Annotated in this window: 19 protein-coding genes; 13 read left to right on the top strand and 6 right to left on the bottom strand. The window is 66.0% G+C overall.

Annotated elements, in window-relative coordinates; all coding sequences use genetic code 11:
* The first annotated feature begins 59 nt into the window (after positions 1-59).
* Together ACSQ8Y_RS27545 and ACSQ8Y_RS27540 are read left to right on the top strand one after the other, a co-directional pair.
* Positions 60-1562 carry a DUF3369 domain-containing protein gene (locus tag ACSQ8Y_RS27545; RefSeq protein WP_436269563.1) on the top strand — a complete coding sequence of 501 codons (1503 nt, stop codon included), beginning with the start codon at positions 60-62 and terminating at the stop codon, positions 1560-1562.
* 56 nt (positions 1563-1618) lie between these two features.
* The gene (locus ACSQ8Y_RS27540; RefSeq protein ID WP_436269562.1) at positions 1619-2353 is read left to right on the top strand and encodes a substrate-binding periplasmic protein; all 735 of its coding nucleotides are present in this window, start codon (positions 1619-1621) and stop codon (positions 2351-2353) included.
* Between the two features lie 14 nt (positions 2354-2367).
* Here the strand turns inward: ACSQ8Y_RS27540 and ACSQ8Y_RS27535 are convergent, their stop codons facing one another.
* The 3 genes from ACSQ8Y_RS27535 to ACSQ8Y_RS27525 form a co-directional block, all read right to left on the bottom strand.
* Complete coding sequence (locus ACSQ8Y_RS27535; protein WP_436269561.1) at positions 2368-4329, bottom strand: GAF domain-containing protein; 1962 nt, start codon at positions 4327-4329, stop codon at positions 2368-2370.
* Positions 4330-4445: 116 nt separating this feature from the next.
* The gene (locus ACSQ8Y_RS27530) at positions 4446-4940 is read right to left on the bottom strand and encodes a hypothetical protein (protein ID WP_436269560.1); all 495 of its coding nucleotides are present in this window, start codon (positions 4938-4940) and stop codon (positions 4446-4448) included.
* Between the two features lie 55 nt (positions 4941-4995).
* Positions 4996-6024 carry a LacI family DNA-binding transcriptional regulator gene (locus ACSQ8Y_RS27525; RefSeq protein WP_436269559.1) on the bottom strand — a complete coding sequence of 343 codons (1029 nt, stop codon included), beginning with the start codon at positions 6022-6024 and terminating at the stop codon, positions 4996-4998.
* A 199-nt stretch (positions 6025-6223) separates the two neighbouring features.
* On the opposite strand from ACSQ8Y_RS27525, the gene ACSQ8Y_RS27520 reads away from it, so the two are divergent.
* From ACSQ8Y_RS27520 to ACSQ8Y_RS27485, 8 genes are all read left to right on the top strand, one after another.
* Positions 6224-7126, top strand: coding sequence for a dioxygenase (locus tag ACSQ8Y_RS27520; RefSeq protein ID WP_436269923.1), 903 nt, complete (start codon positions 6224-6226; stop codon positions 7124-7126).
* 3 nt (positions 7127-7129) lie between these two features.
* Complete coding sequence (locus tag ACSQ8Y_RS27515) at positions 7130-7993, top strand: SDR family NAD(P)-dependent oxidoreductase (RefSeq protein ID WP_436269558.1); 864 nt, start codon at positions 7130-7132, stop codon at positions 7991-7993.
* 12 nt (positions 7994-8005) lie between these two features.
* Complete coding sequence (locus tag ACSQ8Y_RS27510) at positions 8006-8902, top strand: 3-keto-5-aminohexanoate cleavage protein (protein ID WP_436269557.1); 897 nt, start codon at positions 8006-8008, stop codon at positions 8900-8902.
* Between the two features lie 2 nt (positions 8903-8904).
* A complete protein-coding gene (locus ACSQ8Y_RS27505) occupies positions 8905-9900 on the top strand; it encodes a quinone oxidoreductase family protein (RefSeq protein ID WP_436269922.1) in 996 nt (331 codons plus the stop codon).
* Positions 9897-10241, top strand: a complete 345-nt coding sequence (locus ACSQ8Y_RS27500) for a cupin domain-containing protein (RefSeq protein ID WP_436269556.1) — start codon at positions 9897-9899, stop codon at positions 10239-10241. The genes ACSQ8Y_RS27505 and ACSQ8Y_RS27500 overlap by 4 nt, the downstream gene beginning before the upstream one ends.
* 44 nt (positions 10242-10285) lie before the next feature.
* Positions 10286-11581, top strand: coding sequence for a dicarboxylate/amino acid:cation symporter (locus ACSQ8Y_RS27495; protein ID WP_436269555.1), 1296 nt, complete (start codon positions 10286-10288; stop codon positions 11579-11581).
* Between the two features lie 27 nt (positions 11582-11608).
* A complete protein-coding gene (locus ACSQ8Y_RS27490; RefSeq protein ID WP_436269554.1) occupies positions 11609-12697 on the top strand; it encodes a porin in 1089 nt (362 codons plus the stop codon).
* A 558-nt stretch (positions 12698-13255) separates the two neighbouring features.
* Entirely contained in the window at positions 13256-13654 is a 399-nt protein-coding gene (locus ACSQ8Y_RS27485) for a hypothetical protein (RefSeq protein WP_436269553.1), read from the top strand.
* A 53-nt stretch (positions 13655-13707) separates the two neighbouring features.
* On the opposite strand, the gene ACSQ8Y_RS27480 is transcribed toward ACSQ8Y_RS27485, so the two are convergent.
* Positions 13708-16683, bottom strand: coding sequence for a CHASE domain-containing protein (locus tag ACSQ8Y_RS27480; protein WP_436269552.1), 2976 nt, complete (start codon positions 16681-16683; stop codon positions 13708-13710).
* Positions 16684-16934: 251 nt separating this feature from the next.
* Here ACSQ8Y_RS27480 and ACSQ8Y_RS27475 point away from each other — a divergent pair, with 251 nt between their 5' ends.
* Positions 16935-17315: a hypothetical protein gene (locus tag ACSQ8Y_RS27475; RefSeq protein WP_436269551.1), complete on the top strand. Its 381-nt coding sequence runs from the start codon at positions 16935-16937 to the stop codon at positions 17313-17315.
* A complete protein-coding gene (locus tag ACSQ8Y_RS27470) occupies positions 17282-17536 on the top strand; it encodes a PEP-CTERM sorting domain-containing protein (RefSeq protein ID WP_436269550.1) in 255 nt (84 codons plus the stop codon). Before ACSQ8Y_RS27475 ends, ACSQ8Y_RS27470 begins: the two co-directional genes overlap by 34 nt.
* Positions 17537-17767: 231 nt before the next feature.
* Here ACSQ8Y_RS27470 and ACSQ8Y_RS27465 read toward each other — a convergent pair whose 3' ends face one another.
* Positions 17768-17902 carry a hypothetical protein gene (locus ACSQ8Y_RS27465; RefSeq protein ID WP_436269549.1) on the bottom strand — a complete coding sequence of 45 codons (135 nt, stop codon included), beginning with the start codon at positions 17900-17902 and terminating at the stop codon, positions 17768-17770.
* Positions 17903-18063: 161 nt separating this feature from the next.
* Between ACSQ8Y_RS27465 and ACSQ8Y_RS27460 the strand changes: the two genes are divergently transcribed.
* On the top strand, positions 18064-18735 hold the full coding sequence (locus ACSQ8Y_RS27460; protein ID WP_436269548.1) for a PEP-CTERM sorting domain-containing protein: 672 nt from the start codon (positions 18064-18066) through the stop codon (positions 18733-18735).
* Position 18736: 1 nt separating this feature from the next.
* Here ACSQ8Y_RS27460 and queC read toward each other — a convergent pair whose 3' ends face one another.
* Positions 18737-19456, bottom strand: coding sequence for a 7-cyano-7-deazaguanine synthase QueC (gene queC, locus ACSQ8Y_RS27455; protein WP_436269547.1), 720 nt, complete (start codon positions 19454-19456; stop codon positions 18737-18739).
* Positions 19457-19537 lie beyond the last annotated feature (81 nt).

Raw genomic sequence — 19537 nt, 5'->3', positions numbered from 1 at the left:
ATCAAAAGAGTGCGCCTAAAAATTGCGCATACAAGTGTCTTTTTGCGGAATACGCCCCTATGTCTTTTTTGTCCTCATCGTCTCCCAAGCTCGCGCCATGGAAAGTCCTGTTGGTCGATGACGAACCCGATATCCACGACGTAACCAAACTGACGCTGGCGCGCTTCCGCCTCGACGGGCGCGCCCTGAGCTTTGTGCACGCCTACAGCGGCGCCGAAGCCAAGGAAGTGCTGGCGCGCGAGCAGGACATCGCCCTGGTGTTCCTGGACGTGGTGATGGAGCAGGAAGACAGCGGCCTGGAAGTGGCGCGCTGGATGCGCCAGGAATTGAACAACCAGTTCACCCGCGTCGTGCTGCGCACCGGCCAGCCCGGACAGGCGCCGGAGGAGCGCGTGATCGTCAATTACGACATCAACGACTACAAGGAAAAGACCGAGCTGGACCGCACCAAGCTGTTCACCACGACCTTTGCCGCCCTGCGCGCCTACCGCGACATCATGAAAGTCGAGGAAGCGCGCGTCGCCCAGCTGAACTACCGCGAAGGCCTGGAGCGCGTGATAGCCGCCTCGGCCCACATCTTCCAGCAACGCAACCTGAAAGACTTCGCCAACGGCCTGCTGCAGCAGGTGGTGGCCCTGCTGCGCCTGGAACACAGCATACTGCTGCGCCTGCGCGCGGCCACCGCCATCAGCGGCGAAAACGACTACGAAATCCTGGCCCAGATCGGCGACGAGGAAAACATGCTCACGCCCGAACTGCTGGCCCAGCTGGACGAGGCCAAGAGCAACCGCATCTCGCGCGTGCAGGGCGACACCTATGTCGGCTACTTCCCCAACAGCAGCGGCAAGGCCTCGCTGCTGGTGCTCAAGGGCGTGGAGGAAATCTCCGAGATCGACACCAAGCTGCTGGAGGTATTCTGCTCCGGCGTGGCGATCGCCTTCGACAACATCCTGCTGACGCAGGAAATCACCGACACCCAGGCCGAGCTGATCCTGCGTCTGGGCGACGTGGTCGAATCGCGCTCGAACGAGGCGGGCAACCACGTGCGCCGCATGTCCGAAGTGTGCCATTTGCTGGCCGTGGCCAGCGGCCTGCCTGACGACGAAACGGCGGTGCTGCGCCACGCCGCGCCGATGCACGACATCGGCAAGATCGCCACGCCGGACGCGGTGCTGCTCAAGCCGGGCAAGCTCGACGCGGCCGAGTGGGAAATCATGAAGCAGCACCCGGCGGTCGGCCTGTCCATCCTGGACGGCTCGCAGCGTCCCATCCTGAAGGCGGCCGCCGTGATCGCGCACCAGCACCACGAGAAATTCGACGGCAGCGGCTATCCGCAGGGGCTGAAGGGCGAGAACATCCACCTGTACGCGCGCATCGTCGCGGTGGCCGATGTGTTCGACGCGCTGATGCACAAGCGCTGCTACAAGGACGCGTGGCCGGTCGCGCAAGTGGTCAGCCACCTGCGCGAGGTGGCGGGCCAGCACCTGGATCCGGTCTACGTCGAGCACCTGATCAACAATATCGACAAGGCGCTTGCCATCAACGAACGCTTCCCCGATTGAGGCTGCAGTATGAAGAAACCGGCACCCGCCGGTTTTTTTTCACCAAAGGTGTATGCATGTTCTGGAAGTCGCGGCTCATACGCTCCATCGGCCTCTGCTACATCCTGCTCGGCAGCGCGGGCGCGGCGGAGCTGACTGTCTATACCGAAGAATCCGCCCCCTATCACTTCACACAGGACGGCCGGGTCGTCGGCATTGCGACGGACATGCTCAGGCTGGCCTGCGAGCGGGCCAAGCTCGATTGCATCATCCGGATGATGCCGTGGGCCAGGGCCTATGCCCAGACGCTGCAGACGCCCAACACCCTGATCTATTCCATGGTGCGCAATCCGGCGCGGGAAAAGGATTTTCTCTGGATCAGCCCGATCGCCACGGAGAGCATGTGGATCTATGGGCGCCCGGACTCGCCCGAGATCAAATCCATCGCCGATCTGAAAACGATGCGGACCGGCGTCATCAACGGCAGCTCCGGCCTGGCCTTTCTGCAAAAAGCCGGCGTGCCGGCCAGCGCCATGGATCTGGCTAACTCGACGGAATTGAACTTCCGCAAACTGGCGGCGGACCGCATCCAGTTCCTGGTCAGCACCGAGAGCCGGATGCAGACCGAACTGACGCGCTTCGAGCTCCCTTTCGCGATCGCCAAGCGCATCAAGCTGCAGGATGCAACCACCTACTTCGCCATGAACCGCCAGTCCGACCCCGCCCTCGTCCGCGCCCTGCGGCAGGCGCTGGCCAGCGTCGCCTCGGACAAGGCGATGGGCGAGATCAAAGCGAAATACCAGGCGAAGTAATCAGGCGAGCGCGCTCACCCCTGCTGCTTGCCGTGCTGAACGCGCGGGAAGCGCAGCTTGTAGTGCAGGCCCATATTGGGGGCGCTGACCACTTTCACGGTGCCGCCCAACGGCCCGGTCACCAGGTTGTACAGGATGTGCGCGCCCAGGCCGCTGCCGCCGGAGCCGCGCTTGGTGGTGAAGAAGGGATCGAACAGCTGACTCAAGGTGGCCGTATCCATGCCGATGCCGTCGTCGCTGTAGTCGAAGTGCACATGGTCGCCGTCGATGCGGCCCTTGATCCTGATGCTGCCCGGCTGGCCTTCGCCGAAACCGTGCACCAGCGAATTGACCACCATATTGGTGACGATCTGCGACACCGCGCCGGGGAAGCTTTCCATCTGGATGTCCGGCGCGCAGTCCACCTCCACCGCGATGGGCTTGCCCTTGAGCTTGGGCTGCAACGACAGCAGCACCTCGTCCAGGTATTTGCGCAGGTTGAAGCTGCGCACATTGTCGGACGACTGGTCCACCGCCACCTGCTTGAAACTGCGCACCAGCGCCGCCGCGCGCTGGGTGTTGGTGGTCATGATGCGCAGCGACTGGTCGACGATGTCGAAGAACTGGTTCAGCCCCTCCTCGTCCAGCGCGCCGGCCGCCAGGTCCTCCCTGGTCAGCTTGAGTTCCTGCACCAGGTGGCTGGTGGCCGTCACGCAGATGCCCAGCGGCGTGTTGATCTCGTGCGCCACGCCCGCCACCAGCCGGCCCAGCGAGGCCAGTTTCTCCTGCCGCACCAGTTCGCCCTGCGCCTCCTGCAGCTGCGTCAGCGCCGTGTTCAGCGCGGCGTTCTGCTCCTCCAGCGTCTCCTTGGCGCGGCGCACCGCGCGCTCGGCTTGCAGGCGCGAGATCGCTACCGCCACGTGGTTGGCCATGAAGGCCAGGATGTCCAGGTCCGACTGGCCGTAGACAACCGACTCGTCATAGCTCTGCACCACCAGCACGCCGTAGGCGAAATCGTTGAGCATCATGGGCGCGCCCATCCAGCTGTAGAAATTGTCGTTGCCCAGCGACGGCCCCACTGCGCCGCCGGCCATCAGCCCGGCGTAGCTGTCGCGGTCGAGCAGGCAGGGCTTGCGCTGCTTCAGCACGTAGGAACTCAGGCCCTCGCCGAAGGGGAATTTTTCGGCGGGCACCTCGGTGTCCTTCTCGTCGACGTAGTAGGGAATGCTGAGTTCGTTACTGCTTGGGTGGTATAGCGCGATCAGGAAGTTGCGCGCCGTGAGCACCTCCTTGATGGCCTCGTGCAGGTGGGCATACATGGTTTTCATGTCCCAGGCGCCGGCCGACAGGCTGGCTATCTCGTACAGTGCGCGCTGCAGGTTTTCGGCGCGGCGGCGCTCGGCCACTTCGTACTCCAGCGCGGCGGTGCGCTCGTGCACGGCGCGCTCCAGGCGGTCCATGCTCTGCAGCCCTTGCAGCGCGCTCGACACGTGGCTGGCCATGAGCGAGAACAGCGCCTGGTCTTCCTCGCTGAAGGTATGCTCTCTGTCGTAGCTCTGGATCACGATGGCGCCCAGCGCCTGGTGGTTCTGGTCCAGCAGGGGGCAGCCCATCCAGTGTTCGGCCGTCGTGCCCAGGCCCCAGGTGCTGCCTTCCTTGTTGTGTATGTCCTGCTCCGCGGCCGTCATCACCAGTGGCTGGCGGTTCTGCAGCACCCAGGCGGTCGGCGAATCTTCGGGCGCCGGCAACTGCACCAGTTCGCTGCCGTTGAACGGCGCGTCGTCCACCTCGTCGACGAAATAGACGAAGCGAACCGCGTTGGCCCGCCCGCCCTCGTCGCTCAGCGCCACGAAGAAGTTGGCCGCGTACATGATGCGGCCCAGCGCCTCGTGCACCGCCTGCAGGAACTCGGCGATGTCCGTGCAGCTGCTCGACTTCTGCCCGATTTCGAGCAGCATGCTTTGTACGGCTTCCAGGCGGCTAAGGCGGCTTTCCATCTATTTTCCTATGAGCAAGTTAGCATAGGGATGGTAACAGTTCAGGCCGAACCACGGCCAGCGCGATTGCTCAAATAAGCAACGGCGCCGGCGGCCGATGGGACGCCGCGGCGGCGTCAGGGACGGCGGTAGCCGCTGTCGATCCAGGCGGTGGCGCTGGCCACGCTGAGCTTGAAGTTGGGGGCCGCGCGCACCTGGGCCAGTTCCTCGCCGTAGGGATCGAAGGCGGTCAAGGTGGCGTAGGGTTCGTCCTCGTCGGGCGTGATGTCCAGGTTGACGGTGATGTAGGCCGCGCCTTCGGTGTTGACGCGCACGCTCTTGTGCAACTGCGCGTGCAGCTGCTGCTCGTGGCGGCGCAGCACTTCGTTGGCGGTCTTGACCAGCGTGTTGAAGGCGTTCACGTCCAGCGGCTTGGGGTTCTTCTTGTCGCGGCCCATGGTCCAGGGACCGACCAGCGCCGGTTCCGGCTCGCCGTCCTTGATCATGGCCACCGCCCAGCCTTCGTCTTCGTCGTTCTTGATCACGCGCGCGGTCCAGCCGTTGGACTGCCACAGGCGGTCCTCTTGAACCAGGGTTGCTTCGTCGTCGGGAATCAGGATGTCGTCGGTCATGGAAGGCTCGCTTTACTGGATATATATACAGTTAAAAACTGTATGATAGCCGAAATCAGCCTTTGCGCGGAAATGTTGTCGAAGCGCGTACCACCAGCTCCGGTTTCAGACGGATTTCCATCTGGCCGGCGCCCTCCTCGCGCAGCTGGCGCAGGATCAGCTGGGCCGCCTGCACGCCCATGGCGTGGTGGCCGATGCGTATCGTCGTCAGCGGCGGATTGACCATGTCGACGAAGGGCATGTCGTTGTGGCCGACCACGGACACGTCCTCCGGGCAGCGCAGGCCGCGCTCGCGCAGCGCGTCGTAGCAGCCCAGCGCCAGCAGGTCGTTGCCGGCCAGGATGGCGGTCGCTTGCGGGTGGCGCTCCAGCGCCTCGCCGCAGCCGGCGCGGCCCGCCTCGCGCGTGTAGGCGCTGCAATCGACCAGCCACATGTCCTCGCGCCTGACGCCGTGCGCGGCCAGCGCCAGCTCGTAACCTTCCTTGCGCAGGTGGCCGGTGGACAGCTGCTGCGGCCCCACCAGGTGCACGATGCGGCTGTGGCCCAGCGCCAGCACATGCTCCACCGCCTGCCGCATGCCGGCGTATTCGTCGTTGACGATGCTCGACACGCGGCCGCTGTCCTCGCTGCGGTTGACCGTCACCAGCGCCACGCCCGCCTCGAGGCAATGCGTGATGACCGGATCGTCGCGCGTGGCGGTGGCCAGGATCAGCGCGTCGACCTGGCGCGCCAGCAGCTGGTCGACCACGAAGCGCTGCTGCTCCGGGTCTTCGCCTGCGTTGGTCACCAGCGCCACGTAGCCGTGCTTGCGCAGCTCGTCCTCGATGCCGAGCAAGATGGGCGGGAACACCGGGTTGGTGATATCGGGCAGCATGACGCCGACAATGTTGGAGCGCCGCGTGCGCAGCGCGGCGGCCATCTTGTTGGGCCGGTAGCCGTGCCGCGCCGCCTCTTTCAACACCCGCTGCGCCACCTCCTCGCCCACCATGTGGCGCGTTTCCGGGTCCATGACGCGGCCCACCGTGGAGGTGTGCACCCCCAGGATCTCGGCCAGGCCCTTCAGCGTCATTTTTTTCTGCTGCATAGACTCTCCGTTCAAACGATGTCGTATTTTCGCACGCCGCCGCGCCAGAGCGAAACACGCGTTTTTTATGCGAACGTTCGCAAATAATCTATCCGCATCTGCAAATCGCGTTTGACTTCGATATTTGATCTGATATCATCGAATTTATGCGAACGTTCGCATAACCGGAATTCACGGATGGAGGAGACAGAAAGTGGACATGAACACCGCCAACATCATCGACGGCGAGGCATCCGTCACCGCCGTGGCGCACGCCGCCATGGCCCGCACCCCGGACCCGCGCCTGCGCCGGCTGGTGGCCGCCTTCGTCGATCACATGCATGCGCTGATACGCGAAGTGGACTTGACCGAGGCCGAGTTCGAGACCGTGCTGAAGTTCGTCACCGACATCGGCCAACAGACCAACGACGTCCACAACGAAGTGGTGCTGGCGGCCGACGTGCTGGGCATCTCGACCCTGGTCGCGCTGCGCAACAACCCGCAGAACCAGGGCCAGAGCGCGGCGGCCCTGCTCGGCCCCTTCTGGCGCGCCGCCTCGCCGCTGTGCGCCAACGGCGAATCGATCGCCCGCTGCGACATGCCCGGCACGACTATGGAGGTCAGCGGCCAGGTGCGCGGCGTGGACGGCGCGCCGCTCGCGGGGGCCAAGGTCGATGTCTGGCAGGCGTCGCCGGTCGGCCTGTACGAGAACCAGGACGAGCAGCAGCCCAGCATGAATCTGCGCGGCTACTTCATCACCGGCCCCGACGGCCGCTACAGCTTCCGCACCGTGCGCCCGGCCGGCTACCCGGTGCCCACGCACGGCGCGGTCGGCGTGCTGCTGCGCTTGCAGGAGCGCCACTGCATGCGGCCGGCGCACGTGCACTTCATGGTCTCGCACCCGGGCTGCAAAACGCTGATCACCCAGGTCTTCGCCGACGACTGCGAGCACCTCGGCAGCGACGTCTCCTTCGGCGTGACCAAGCCGCTGGTGGGGCAGTTCGTGCACCACGCGCCAGGCGGCAAAGACAAGGCGGACGGCGGCTCCGGCTACTACACCCTCAACTACGACTTCGTGCTGGAGCAAGGCGCCAGCTGCTTCCCCGAAGCACCCATCAAGTAAGGAATGCGCATGTCCTCATCACTTCCACTCGCCGGCCAGGTGGCCGTCATTGCCGGCGGCGCGGGCGCCATCGGCTACGCCAGCGCGCAGCGCCTGGCCAGCCAGGGCGCGCGCGTCGTGCTGCTCGGCCGCGCCAGCGCCGAGGCGCACGCGAAAGCCGCCGCTTTGCCTGTGCCGCCGAAGCAGCAAGGCACCGGCGAACGTGCCTCGATGGCTGCGACAGGCGAAGCAGCAGCAGCCCTGCAGGCAGGCGCACGCGACGCCACCGGCTCCAACGCGCATTGCGCGATAGAGGCCGACCTGACCGACAGCGCGGCGCTGGTCCGCGCCGCCGCCGAAGTGCGCGCGCGTTACGGGCGCGCCGACATCCTGGTCAACTCGGCCGGCTTCACCAAGCCCGTGCCGCATGCCGACCTGGACGCGCTGGACGACGACCTGATCGACGCCATCTTCACCGCCAACTGGCGCGCGCCGTTTGCCGCCGTCCGCGCCTTCGCGCCGCTGTTGCGCGCCTCCGGCCGCGGCCTGGTGGTCAATATCTCGTCCATCGCCGCCAGCACCGGCATCGGCAGCAACGTCGCCTACTGCGCCGCCAAGGCGGGGCTGGACACCATGGCCAACTCGCTGGGCCGCGCGCTGGCGCCGCACATCCGCGTCGTCAACGTCTCGCCCGGCGTGGTGGACAGCGGCTTCGTGCCCGGCCGCGACGCCGCCTTCAACGACAAGCAGGCCTCCACCACGCCGCTCAAGCGCATCGGCCAGCCGGACGACATCGCCGCCGCCGTGGAAGCCTGCGCCACCACCCTGTTGTTCGCCACCGGCAGCGTGATCCGCATCGACGGCGGCCGCCACCTCGGCGCGGCATAAACGGAGCGCACCATGAGCGAACGCAAAACCATCATCACCTGCGCCGTCACGGGCAACATCGTCAAGCCCGGGCAGCACCCGGACCTGCCGGTCACGCCGCGCCAGATCGCGCAGGCCTGCCTGGACGCGGCCGACGCCGGCGCCGCCGTGGTCCACATCCACGTGCGCGACCCGAACACCGGCCTGCCGTCGATGGAACTGGACCACTACGCCGAGGTGATGCAGCGCATCCGCGAGCAGAACCGCGAGCTGGTGATCAACCTGACCACGGGCCCCGGCGGCCGCTTCATCCCCAGCGCGGACGATCCGCAAGTGGCGGCGCCCGGCAGCACCTTGATGGCGCCCGAAAAGCGCGTAGCCCACATCGCCGCGCTGCGCCCGGACATCGCCACGCTGGACCTGAACACCATGAATTCCGGCGCCGACGTCGTCATCAACACCCCGGCCAACGTGGCGCGCATGGCCAAGGTGATACGCGCGGCGGGCGTGCTGCCCGAGATCGAAATCTTCGACTCCGGCGACCTGCACCTGGCGCGCGACCTGATCAAGGAAGGCGTGCTGCAAGGCCCCGGCCTGTTCAGCTTCGTGCTGGGCGTGCGCTACGGTTTCAGCGCCAGCCCGGAGACCATGGCCTACGCGCGCGCACTGCTGCCGGCCGGCGCCACCTGGACCGGCTTCGGCATCGGCCGCCATGAATTCCCCATGGTGGCGCAAGCCTGGCTGCTGGGCGGCCATGTGCGCGTCGGCTTCGAGGACAACCTGTATATCGCCAAGGGCAAGCTGGCCAGGGACAACGCCGAACTGGTGACGCGCGCGCGCCGGATCGTCGAATCGCTGGGCGGCGAAATCGCTGGCACGGCCGAAGCGCGCACCCTGCTTGGCCTGCACAACAATCACAACAAGGAGTAATGATGAACACCGTACGCGTCACCGAAAAAGCCGCCAGCATCGACCTGCTGGCCCCCACCCTGTCCACCACCGAGCGCCCTGCCGCCCTGCCGGGCCAGTGCGTCATCGAAGTCCACAGCGCGGGCGTCAACCCGAGCGACGTGAAGGCCGCCCTCGGCGCCATGCCGCACGCGATCTGGCCGCGCACCCCGGGCCGCGACTACGCCGGCGTGGTCATCGACGGCCCGGCCGAGCTGCTCGGCCAGCAGGTATGGGGCAGCGGCGGCGAACTGGGCATCCGCCGCGACGGCACCCATGCGCGCTACCTGGTCATCGACACGGCCGCCGTGCGCGCCAAGCCGGCTGCCGTGCCGATGCTGGAAGCGGGCGCGGTCGGCGTGCCCTTCATCACCGCCTACGAAGGCCTGCGCCGCGCCGGCCTGCCGCAAGCGGGCGACGTGGTGCTGGTCATGGGCGGCAACGGCAAGGTCGGCCAGGCCACGATCCAGCTGGCCACCCGTGCCGGCGCCCGCGTGTTCGCCGTCGAGCGCACCAGGGAAGCCTACATCGGCCACGCCAGCGGCGCGGTCGACATGATAGGCGCGGACAGCCAGGACATCGCCGCCTACGTGCGCGACAAGACCGGCGGCCACGGCGCCGACATCGTCTACAACACCGTCGGCAGCCCCTACTTCGAGCAGGCCAACGCGGCGCTGGCCACCGGCGGCCGTCAGATCTTCATCTCCACCATCGAGCGCGCCGTCCCCTTCGACATCTTCGCCTTCTATCGCGGCCAGCACACCTATGTCGGCATCGACACGCTGGCGCTCGACTCGCTGGCCTGCGCCCGCATCCTGGACGCGCTGGCGCCCGGCTTCGCCGACGGCACGCTGAAACCGTTCCCGGTGCTGGCCGACACCATCTACGCGCTGAAAGACGCCGTGCAAGGCTACCGCGCCGTGCTGGGCGGCGCCCGCGAGCGCGTGGTCCTGCAGCCCTCCCTTCAAACCGCGCCATGAACCTGACCCGCTACCACCGCGCGCCGCCCTACTTCCCGCTCAACCACGAAGGCATGCACTGCCTGCGGCTGCAGGGATACGAGGCCGGACCGTCGGACAGCCTGTGGCTGGGCCTGTCCCACCTGCTGCCGGGCGGCGGCACCACGCTGGATGCATCCAGCGTCGAGAAACTGTACGTCGTGCTCGAAGGCGAAGTCACCATCGCCACCGAGGAGGGCGAACAAGTGCTGCGCAAGTACGATTCGGCGCGCCTGGCGCCGGGCGAGAGACGGGCCTTGAAGAACAACACGAACCACCCGGCCAGCATTCTCCTGGCCATGCCATACCAGTCTCAAAAATAAGCTAGACCTTGATCGAAGCACAGACGAAGTATTGGAGGAGACATATGATTACCACCAGCCCCACTGGCGCGGACGCCTTGCCGCCCGCCGTCCGCAGCAGGAAACCCTTCTACGCCATGCTGTACGTGCAGGTGCTGTTCGCCATCGCGCTCGGCATCCTGCTCGGCCACCTCGACGCCAAGCTGGCGATCGACATGAAGCCGCTGGGCGACGGCTTCATCAAACTGATCAAGATGCTGATCGGCCCCATCGTGTTCTGCACCGTCGTCAGCGGCATCGCCGGCATGCAGGACATCAAAAAAGTCGGCCGCATCGGCTGCAAGGCCCTGCTCTATTTCGAGCTGGTGTCCACCTTCGCGCTGTTCATCGGCATGGCGGTCGGCAACTGGGTACGTCCCGGCGACGGTTTCAACGTCAATCCGGCCACGCTGGACGCCAAAGCCGTCACCGACTACGTCGGCAAGGCCAAGTCCATGACCACCACCGACTTCTTCATGAACATCATCCCCACCACCGTGGCGGACGCCTTCGGCAAGGGCGACGTGCTGCAGGTGCTGCTGATCTCGCTGCTGTTCGGCTTCGCGCTGGCGGCCATGGGCAGCCGCGCCAAGCCGGTCACGGAGCTGATCGAGATGGGATCGCAGGCGGTGTTCGGCGTCATCAACTTCATCATGCGCTTCGCACCGGTCGGCGCGTTCGGCGCCATGGCCTTCACGGTCGGCAAATACGGCGTGGTCTCGCTCGGCCCGCTGCTCAAGCTGATCGGCACCTTCTACCTGACCTCCGCGCTGTTCGTCTTCATCGTGCTCGGCCTGATCGCGCGCTTCGCCGGCTTCAGCATCGTCAAGTTCCTGGTCTACATCAAGGAGGAGATCTTCCTGGTGTTCGGCACCAGCTCGTCCGACACCGCGCTGCCGACGCTGATGGCCAAGATGGAGAAGCTGGGCTGCTCCAAGCCGCTGGTCGGCCTGATCGTCCCCACCGGCTACACCTTCAATACCGACGGCACCAGCATCTACATGACGATGGCGGCGCTGTTCGTGGCGCAGGCAACCAACACCGAACTCGGTTTCCTGCAGCAGTTGGCGATCTTCGGCGTGGCCATGCTGACCTCGAAGGGCGCCAGCGGCGTGCAGGGCGCATCCTTCATCGCCCTGGTCGGCACGCTGGCGGTGGTGCCGAGCATACCGGTGGCGGGCATGGCGCTGATCCTGGGCATAGACCGCTTCATGAGCGAGGCCCGCGCCTTGGTCAACATGATAGGCAACGGCGTGGCCACGGTCGTCATGGCGCGCTGGGAAGGCGAACTCGATCGCGAAAAACTGGCTGTCATCCGCTAAACCATCTCGTACTCAACAGACAGGAATATGATGCAAAAACGACTGATTTTCCTTGCTATTGCACTGGCGGCATCGGGCTGCGCGGCCGCGCAGAGCAACGTCACCGTCTACGGCCGCCTCAACGTGTCCATCGAGGACATGGAGACCTCGGCCGGCGCCGCCGGCAAGCCGCTCAGCATCACGCGCATGGTCAACAACCGCTCGGTGTTCGGCTTTCGCGGCGTGGAAGACCTGGGCGGCGGCATGAAGGCCCTCTTCCAGATCGAGGGCACGCTGTCGCCCGACACCGGCGACGGCAGCCCGGCCGCGCGCGACACCCGCGTCGGCCTGGAGGGCGGCTTCGGCCAGCTCTTCCTCGGCCACTGGACCACGCCCTACAACAACGCCACCTCCGGGCTGGACCCGTTCTATCCGACCACCGCCGGCTATATGAGCATCATCGGCAACGGTTCCGGCTCCTCCGTCGACAACGTGGGCAACCTGTCGTCCTTCGACCGCCGCCAGCAGAACAGCATCAGCTGGTATTCGCCGGCTTGGCGGGGCTGGACCTTGCGCACCGCGCACGGCATGAGCGAGGAACGCCCGGCCAGCGGCGCCAAGCCTTCCCTGACCTCGCTCGCCGCCATCTACGAGCAGGGCCCGTGGTACGCCGCGCTGGCGCACGAGCTGCACAAGGACTACCAGGGCGTGGGCCGCGACGACAGCGGCACCAAGCTGGCGGCGGCGTACAAATTCGGCGACACCCGCGTCGCCGCCATCGCCGAAAAGCTCAGGTACGAGACCGCCACCGGCAAGCTGGAACGGCAATCCTGGTATGTGTCGGCCACCCACCAGATCGGCCCGCACGGGCTGCGCCTGGGCCTGGCGCGCGCCGCCGACGCCAAAGGGACGTCGACGCAGAAGATAGGCTACATCAAGCGCGGGCCGGACAGCGGCGCCACCCACGTCACGCTGGGCTACGACTACGCCCTGTCCAGGCGCAGCAGCGTGTATGCCTACACCACCCGCCTGCGCAACGACCCGAACGGCCTGCACGACTTCGCCATCAATCCGCTGACGGTGAGCGCGGGCGCCACGCTCAAGGGCAGCGCCTTCGGTATCCGGCACGCCTTCTAGCCCGGCCTCCGGACAAAGCGAAGCCCGCATGATGCGGGCTTTTTATTTGGTGGGTTTATTCCCTTCGCCTATGCTGTCGGTCCAGCATAAGCCAGCTGTCAGGCAGCCAGTAGCGACATAGCAGGCCGGGGCGGCGGCGCGATCGGCGGCCCCAGCGGGGTACGGCGTGGATCGATCGCCGGCTCCGGCATATGGTAGGTGAAGGGATTGATGATAATCGGTGGAATCGTAGGCGGCGCGGACGGCGGCCCCTTGGGTCCGCCAGAACTCTCAATCGCGCTGCGCTGGCGCATATCACTACCGTATCCCGAGGATATCGATTGACCCTCGCTCAAGTCTAGCCAAGCCATATTGCCCTCCATGTGCAAGATAGGTATTCAGTATAGGCAACCATATCGTTTATTCAAGGACAACCCTGCCGCTTTTTCCGGCAAGCTGCAGCTTATCGCCGCCTGTCCGCCATTTATCCCGCCAAATGAACGCTTGGTCGCATAGCCGTGGCCAGCCGCGCCCCCGCGCCGTACAGTCGCACCATACCAACCACCACGGGGAACCAACATGAAAAAGCTGCTCACCATCGCTCTGATCTTCCTTCTTGCTATCGCAGCATGGAGCTCGATAGATACCAGCGATATGATCGTCCACATCGGCGACGAAGAGTTCGACGGCCCGCTGGGCGCGCTGCTGGGCCTGGTCTTTGGCGGCATGGGACTGGTCATCGCAGCCGTGGTGATGGTTTGCGTGGCCGTGTTCCTCGGCTTCCTGTTCGCCGGCCTGGGCATCCTGATGCTCACCGGCCTGGTCCTGCTGGCCATCGTGCTGGTGGCAGTGATGTCGCCGCTGATGCTGCCGCTGCTGATTCCCGCCGGCATCATCTGGTTCTTCGTGGCGCGCAACCGCAAGCACAAGGACGCGCCGCAGCTGCCGGCTAAAGACGTGGAGCACGCCGCCGTCTGATCTCCCGCCGGGCAGCGCACGGGGCCGGGGCGCCGCTCCGGCCGTTTTCGCGTCTACGCCTCGCCGCACACGTCGACCTGCTCGACCCGGTTGCGCCCGCCGCGCTTGGCGCAGTACAGCGCCTTGTCGGCGCGTACCAGCGCCGCGTCGCCGCTGGCGTCGGCCGCGTCCATCGCGGCGATGCCCACGCTCACCGTCACCGCCAGTTCGTGGCCGTCCACCGTCAGCGGCGTGCCGGCGATGCGCTGGCGCAGGCGCTCGGCGAACGCGGCCGCCGCCAGCATGTCCGCCCCCGGCAACAGCACCGCGAACTCCTCGCCGCCGACCCGGCCCAGCGTGTCGATCTTGCGCTGGCTGTCGCGCATCAGCGCGGCCATGTGGCGCAGCACCGCGTCGCCGGTGGCGTGGCCGTATTCGTCGTTGACGCGCTTGAAATGGTCCAGGTCCAGCATCAGCACGGCGGCCTGGCCGCCGATGTCGCGCTGCAGCCGCGCCTGCTCGTCGTCCAGCCGCGCCATGAACTCGCGGCGGTTCGGCAGGCCGGTCAGGAAATCGGTGGTGGCCAGCATCAGCAGCTCGTCGTTCATGCGCTTGCGCTCGGTGATGTCCACCGTCGAGACGATGACGAAGTCCAGGCTCTGCGTATGGCCCGGCATCACCAGCAAGGTCAGCTCGTTCTGGCGCCGCACCCCGTCCAGGCGCAGGAAGCTGCTTTCGCAGGCGAACAGGTGGGCGCCCTGCGCCAGCGCCGCCAAGGCTTGGGCGAAGCTGTCGATGGCGCTGTCGTCGAAATTCTGAGCCAGGGTCAGCAGGCTGGCGTCCCTGGTGCCGGGCGGCGCACCGACCTGGGCCAGCGCGGCCGCGTTCACGTCCATGATGCGCACCAGCCCGGCCATGCGCGCCACCTGGCTCGGGTTGTTCCTCAGGTAGGCCGGCACATTGTCCACGCCGGAGTGCTCCAGTTCGGCCAGAGCGGCGCGCACGGCCGACCAGTCCTGTTCCCACAGCGCCACCGGCGCGTTGTCGTACAGGCTGCGGAAGCGCGCCTCGCCGGTGCGCAGCGCCACCGCCGCCTGGGCCTGCTCGATGGCGATGCCCGACAGGCGCGACGCCTGTTCCATCATGGCCAGGCTGGCCACGCCGGGGCTTTGCGGCTCGCGGTGGAAGATGGCGAACGTGCCCAGGATCTGGCCGCTGGCGCCGCGGATCGGGTCCGTCCAGCACGCCGCCACGTCGGCCTGCTGCGCCAGGTCGCGATACTGCGACCACAGCGGGTCGAGGCTGACATCGGCGACGATGATGCGCCGCCCAAGCTGCAATTTCTCTCGCCGCGAGCCCTCGGGCTGCTCCACCGGCTGGCCGTCGATCGCCGCGCAGAAGAAGGGCGGCAGGCTGGGTGCAGCGCGCACGAACAGGCGGCTGCCGTCCTCGTCGAGCAGCAGGATGGCGCAACGCATGCCGGGGTTGCCTTCCTCCACGCCGCGCACCACGCTGTCGAGGATGGTTTGCAGCGGCGCGCCGGTGGCCAGCAACTCCAGTACCTGGCGCCGGGTCTGCTCGCGGCGCTCGCTCTGGGTGCGCTCGGTGATGTCGCGGAAGGACCACAGCCGCGCCGCTTCGCTGCCCAGCCGCAGCCCGCGCGTGAACTGCTCGATCACGCGGCCGTCGCGCAGGTGCAGCAGCTCCTGCTGCACCTCGTTCTCGCGCTGCAGCCTTCCCACCGCCGCCAGGAATACGCTGGGCTGCTGCAGTTGCGCCGCCACCTGCTGCAGCAACAAGGCGCCGTCGCTTTGCCAGTCCAGGTGCTCCGGTACGTTCCACAGTTCGCGGAAGCGCCGGTTGGAATTGATCACGCCGCCGTTGAAATCGTCAACCAGGATGCCGTCCACCGTCGAATCGAGGATGCTGCGCAATACCGCTTGGCTGCGCTGCGCGCTCTCGGCCATGGCCAACAGGCTGTCCTGGCCCTGCTTCAGTTCGTCCGCCAGCTGGCGCGCGTGGGTCAGCGCGTCGCGCGCCTTGACGCGGCTGCGCGCCAGCAGCCAGGCCAGCAACGCCAGCACCCAGCTCAGCACCAGCCCGGCGGCGCCGATCAGCTGCGCCTTGCCGTCGCGCTCGGCGCCCACGCCGCTGCCCGCCAGGCCGCTGATGCGCACCGTCCAGCGGTGGCCGGCCAGCCGCACTTTCTGGACCGTGCTGCGCAGGCCGCGCTGCGGCGGGCCGGGCTGGCTGTCGTACATCAGGCTGGCCGATCCCACCTGGTCGCCGTCGTAGACCTCCACGTCCAGCATGGCGGCCCGTTCACCGCCCAGGCCGGCCATCACGTCGCCGGTGCGGAACGGCGCGTACACCCAGCCGGTGATGGCGGCGCGGCGCTCCTCCAGCGTGCGCCGCGGCTGGCTGTTGTGGTACACCGGCAGCACGATCAGGAAGCCGGCCTGCTCCAGGCCTTGGCCCTCGCCCTCCTGCACCAGGCGGATCTTGCCGCTCATGGCGGGCAGGCCGGAATCGCGCGCCAGCTCCAGCGCCGCCCGCCGCACCGGCTCGGACAGCGGATCGAAGCCGAAGGCTTTCAGGTTGCTGCCGCTGAAGGGCTCGATATAGACCACGGGGGCGTATTGCGGCCGCTGGCCTTCGGGGTGGACGTTGTAGCCGGGGAAACCTTCCGCGCGCACGGCAGCGGTATGGACTTCGCGCTGCTTGCCGCCGATCAGGCGCATGTAGCCAACGCCCTGGATGCCAGGAAAATGTTCGTTCAGGGCCTGCCCTGCCAAGTAGTTGCGGAATTCATCGCGGTCGACGAAATCGGAACTGAGGTAGAGGCCCTGCACGCCGTACAGCACCTGTTCGTAGGTCTGCATGCGCTGCGCGATGTTGTTGACCAGTTCGCGCACGCGGAAATCGAAGTCGGCCCGGGTATCCTGCGCCGCGTCGTTGCTGGCGTTGCTCCACAGCCACCAGGTCGAGCCCAGGCATACGCTCAGCACCAAGCCCGACAAGAAGCCGGGGCTCAGCAAGTCCTGCAGCATCCGGCGTGGTCTGGGCCGGGGAACGTTGGGGTCCATGGATGGGGGCTGCGCCTTAGTCAGTACCATTGATAGTACGTTAACGGGGCCGCCACGCGCAACGCCTGTTGTAGGCAAACAGCAGTGACTAGCGCCGATTAAATGTCGGAAAACTTTACACCTCCTGTCCCGCCCGATCAGGAAGAAATATTGGAACTAAAATTGCTTTGAGATAAATTATTATGCATTAAAGCAACTAAACTCACCGGATTCCCATGACCAAATCATTCCTGCAAGCCGCCATCCTCCTCGCCGCAGCCGCCGTCGCGCCCGCCCAAGCGACCACCCTGTCGAGCCAAAACTGGAGAGCCACTGCGACCACGGCATCGGCGTCCCGCGGCATCCAGGTCGGCCAGACCATCAACGGCACCGTCGCCTACGACATGGACGGGCTCAGCAAGGCCAGCGGCGGCGGCGGCAATGGCAACGGCTATCAGTACTGGGACAGCACCACCATGTACGCCACGGTCGATTTCGGTACCAGCCACTATCAGTTCAACGTGCAGGCCATGATCATCGACAGTTTTGCGATGTGGGGTGTCAAGGACAACTACATTTTCCGGTGTACAACGCCCCGTTCGGCCGCTTCGAACTGAGCTTCACCGAGCCCACCGGCACTGCGTTTACCAGCCTGGCACTGCCAGCCTCGGTCAATCCGTCCGCTTTCAGCCAGGGCTCCCTGAACCTGGGTAACACCCAAGTGTCCAACCGGGCCACCTTGCTTGCAGCCAGCGCCGTGCCGGAACCGGGTACGCTGGCCATATTCGGTCTGGGCCTGGCAGGTCTGGCGGCTATGCGCCGCCGCAAGCAGCAGTAATCACACCACTGCGCTGCCGGCATACTGCCGGTAGCCGCGCGCGCAGCTCGCAAGCCGGGCAGGTGCCGCAACCATAACCCCAGTCGTGCAGCGCGCCGCCCACTCCGGCTTGCGCGCGCAGCTGCGCCACCGGCGCGTTGTCGTCCTGCCGCGGAAGCGCGCCTCGCCGGCGCGCAGCGCGACTGCCTCCTGGGCCTGCTCGACGTCGATACCCGACAGGAGCGAAGCCTGCTACATCATCGCCGGGTTGGCCAGGCTGGGGTTGTGCGGCTCGCAATGGCAGATGGCGAATGCGCCGAGGATGTGGCCGCTGGCGCCGCGGATCGGGTCCGACCAGAACGCCGCGACCTCGGCCTGCTGCACCAAGTCGCGGCACGGAAAGCACAGCGGGCAGTGTCGGAAAACTTTACAACCACAGTCGAGTTTTACCCTCCCTTGCGCCAACTTCTTGATTATAAAAAACTTATATTTCTGGAACGAAACTTGCTTATATCTAACATATATTGAATCCAAACAATGAAATTACAGTGTACATCGTCAAACTTACCGCCGCCCTCGCCCTCGTCTCCATCGCTTCCGCCGCACCAGCCAACGCCACCGTGATCACCGCCGACGGCCTGGCCGGCACCAATATGGCAGGCAACTCGAGCGTGTATTACGGCGGCAGCGGCACCACCTACACCAATTTCGGCAATGCGGCGCCGGCGGCCGTGGACGGCTTCAAACTCCAATCGACGTCCAACCTTCTCTTTATCACCTCGACGTACGGCAACAACACCGACACGACCACCCGTGCGTATAACGGCACCGACTTCATGATGACCAGCAACAAGATGACCATCAGCAGCCAGACTGCGTCACCATTCTCCGTGCAAAGCCTGGACCTTAAAGACTGGGATGGCTACGTCCAGAACGCCGTGTTGACGGGATATTTCAGCAACGGCGGCAGCATCTCGACGACCTTGGCCCTCAACAGCACCGCCAACATGAACATCGCCATCGGGAACGATTTCACCAAGTATGCGCTGAGCGGGTTCGCCGGGCTTAGCAGCTTCACCATCCAGGGCAATACCAACAATTGGCTCGCCATCGACAACATCGCCGTCAACAGCAGCGCCGTGCCGGAACCGGGCACGCTGGCCATCTTCGGCCTGGGCCTGGCGGGCTTGGCGGCTGTGCGCCGCCGCAAGCAGAAGTAATTCAGACTGTCGCGCTGCCGGCGTACTGCCGGTAGCCGCGCGCGCGCAGCTCGCAAGCCGGGCAGGTGCCGCAGCCGTAGCCCCAGTCGTGCAGCGCGCCGCGCTCGCCCAGGTAGCAGGTGTGCGTGGCTTCGCGGATCAGGTCGACCAGGCCCTGTCCGCCCAGCGCGTGGGCCAGGGTCCAGGTCTGCGCCTTGTCCAGCCACATCAGCGGCGTCTCCAGCTTCACGCGGGTGTCCATGCCCAGGTTCAGCGCCACCTGCAGCGCCTTCATGGTGTCGTCGCGGCAGTCCGGGTAGCCCGAGAAATCGGTCTCGCACATGCCGCCCACCAGCACATTCAGGCCACGGCGGTAGGCCAGGGTGGCCGCCACCGTCATGAACATCAGGTTACGCCCCGGTACGAAAGTGTTCGGCAGGCCGTTCGCCTGCATGACGATTTCGATGTCCTCGGTCATGGCCGTGTGCGACAGCGCGGAAATCACCGACAAGTCCACCATATGATCCTCGCCCAGGCGCGCCGCCCACTCCGGCTTGTGCGCGCGCAGCTGCGCCAGCACCTGCGGCCGCACCGTCAGTTCGATGGCGTGGCGCTGGCCGTAATCGAAACCGATCGTCTCGACCCGGCTGTAGCGCTCCAGCGCCCACGCCAGGCAAGTGGTGGAATCCTGGCCGCCGCTGAACAGGACCAGCGCGGCGTCGGTGGCGATCGTAGCTATCATTTTTCTTTGCCTTCAATAAATCTTAGTGGTACGCCATCTTTTGACGCTATCCGGTAACATGCCCGATACTGGCTAGCTTCA

It is taken from the genome of Pseudoduganella sp. LjRoot289 (assembly GCF_964252925.1).
Taxonomy (GTDB): Bacteria; Pseudomonadota; Gammaproteobacteria; order Burkholderiales; family Burkholderiaceae_D; genus Rugamonas.
This window is presented reverse-complemented; position numbering and strand designations above follow the sequence as displayed.

What these genes read in the sequence shown, in the direction of transcription:
- ACSQ8Y_RS27545 (WP_436269563.1), top strand. Translation starts at nt 60, where the DNA reads ATGTCTTTTTTGTCCTCATCGTCTCCCAAGCTCGCGCCATGGAAAGTC.
- ACSQ8Y_RS27540 (WP_436269562.1), top strand. Translation starts at nt 1,619, where the DNA reads ATGTTCTGGAAGTCGCGGCTCATACGCTCCATCGGCCTCTGCTACATC.
- ACSQ8Y_RS27535 (WP_436269561.1), bottom strand. Translation starts at nt 4,329, where the DNA reads ATGGAAAGCCGCCTTAGCCGCCTGGAAGCCGTACAAAGCATGCTGCTC.
- ACSQ8Y_RS27530 (WP_436269560.1), bottom strand. Translation starts at nt 4,940, where the DNA reads ATGACCGACGACATCCTGATTCCCGACGACGAAGCAACCCTGGTTCAA.
- ACSQ8Y_RS27525 (WP_436269559.1), bottom strand. Translation starts at nt 6,024, where the DNA reads ATGCAGCAGAAAAAAATGACGCTGAAGGGCCTGGCCGAGATCCTGGGG.
- ACSQ8Y_RS27520 (WP_436269923.1), top strand. Translation starts at nt 6,224, where the DNA reads ATGAACACCGCCAACATCATCGACGGCGAGGCATCCGTCACCGCCGTG.
- ACSQ8Y_RS27515 (WP_436269558.1), top strand. Translation starts at nt 7,130, where the DNA reads ATGCGCATGTCCTCATCACTTCCACTCGCCGGCCAGGTGGCCGTCATT.
- ACSQ8Y_RS27510 (WP_436269557.1), top strand. Translation starts at nt 8,006, where the DNA reads ATGAGCGAACGCAAAACCATCATCACCTGCGCCGTCACGGGCAACATC.
- ACSQ8Y_RS27505 (WP_436269922.1), top strand. Translation starts at nt 8,905, where the DNA reads ATGAACACCGTACGCGTCACCGAAAAAGCCGCCAGCATCGACCTGCTG.
- ACSQ8Y_RS27500 (WP_436269556.1), top strand. Translation starts at nt 9,897, where the DNA reads ATGAACCTGACCCGCTACCACCGCGCGCCGCCCTACTTCCCGCTCAAC.
- ACSQ8Y_RS27495 (WP_436269555.1), top strand. Translation starts at nt 10,286, where the DNA reads ATGATTACCACCAGCCCCACTGGCGCGGACGCCTTGCCGCCCGCCGTC.
- ACSQ8Y_RS27490 (WP_436269554.1), top strand. Translation starts at nt 11,609, where the DNA reads ATGATGCAAAAACGACTGATTTTCCTTGCTATTGCACTGGCGGCATCG.
- ACSQ8Y_RS27485 (WP_436269553.1), top strand. Translation starts at nt 13,256, where the DNA reads ATGAAAAAGCTGCTCACCATCGCTCTGATCTTCCTTCTTGCTATCGCA.
- ACSQ8Y_RS27480 (WP_436269552.1), bottom strand. Translation starts at nt 16,683, where the DNA reads ATGCTGCAGGACTTGCTGAGCCCCGGCTTCTTGTCGGGCTTGGTGCTG.
- ACSQ8Y_RS27475 (WP_436269551.1), top strand. Translation starts at nt 16,935, where the DNA reads ATGACCAAATCATTCCTGCAAGCCGCCATCCTCCTCGCCGCAGCCGCC.
- queC (WP_436269547.1), bottom strand. Translation starts at nt 19,456, where the DNA reads ATGATAGCTACGATCGCCACCGACGCCGCGCTGGTCCTGTTCAGCGGC.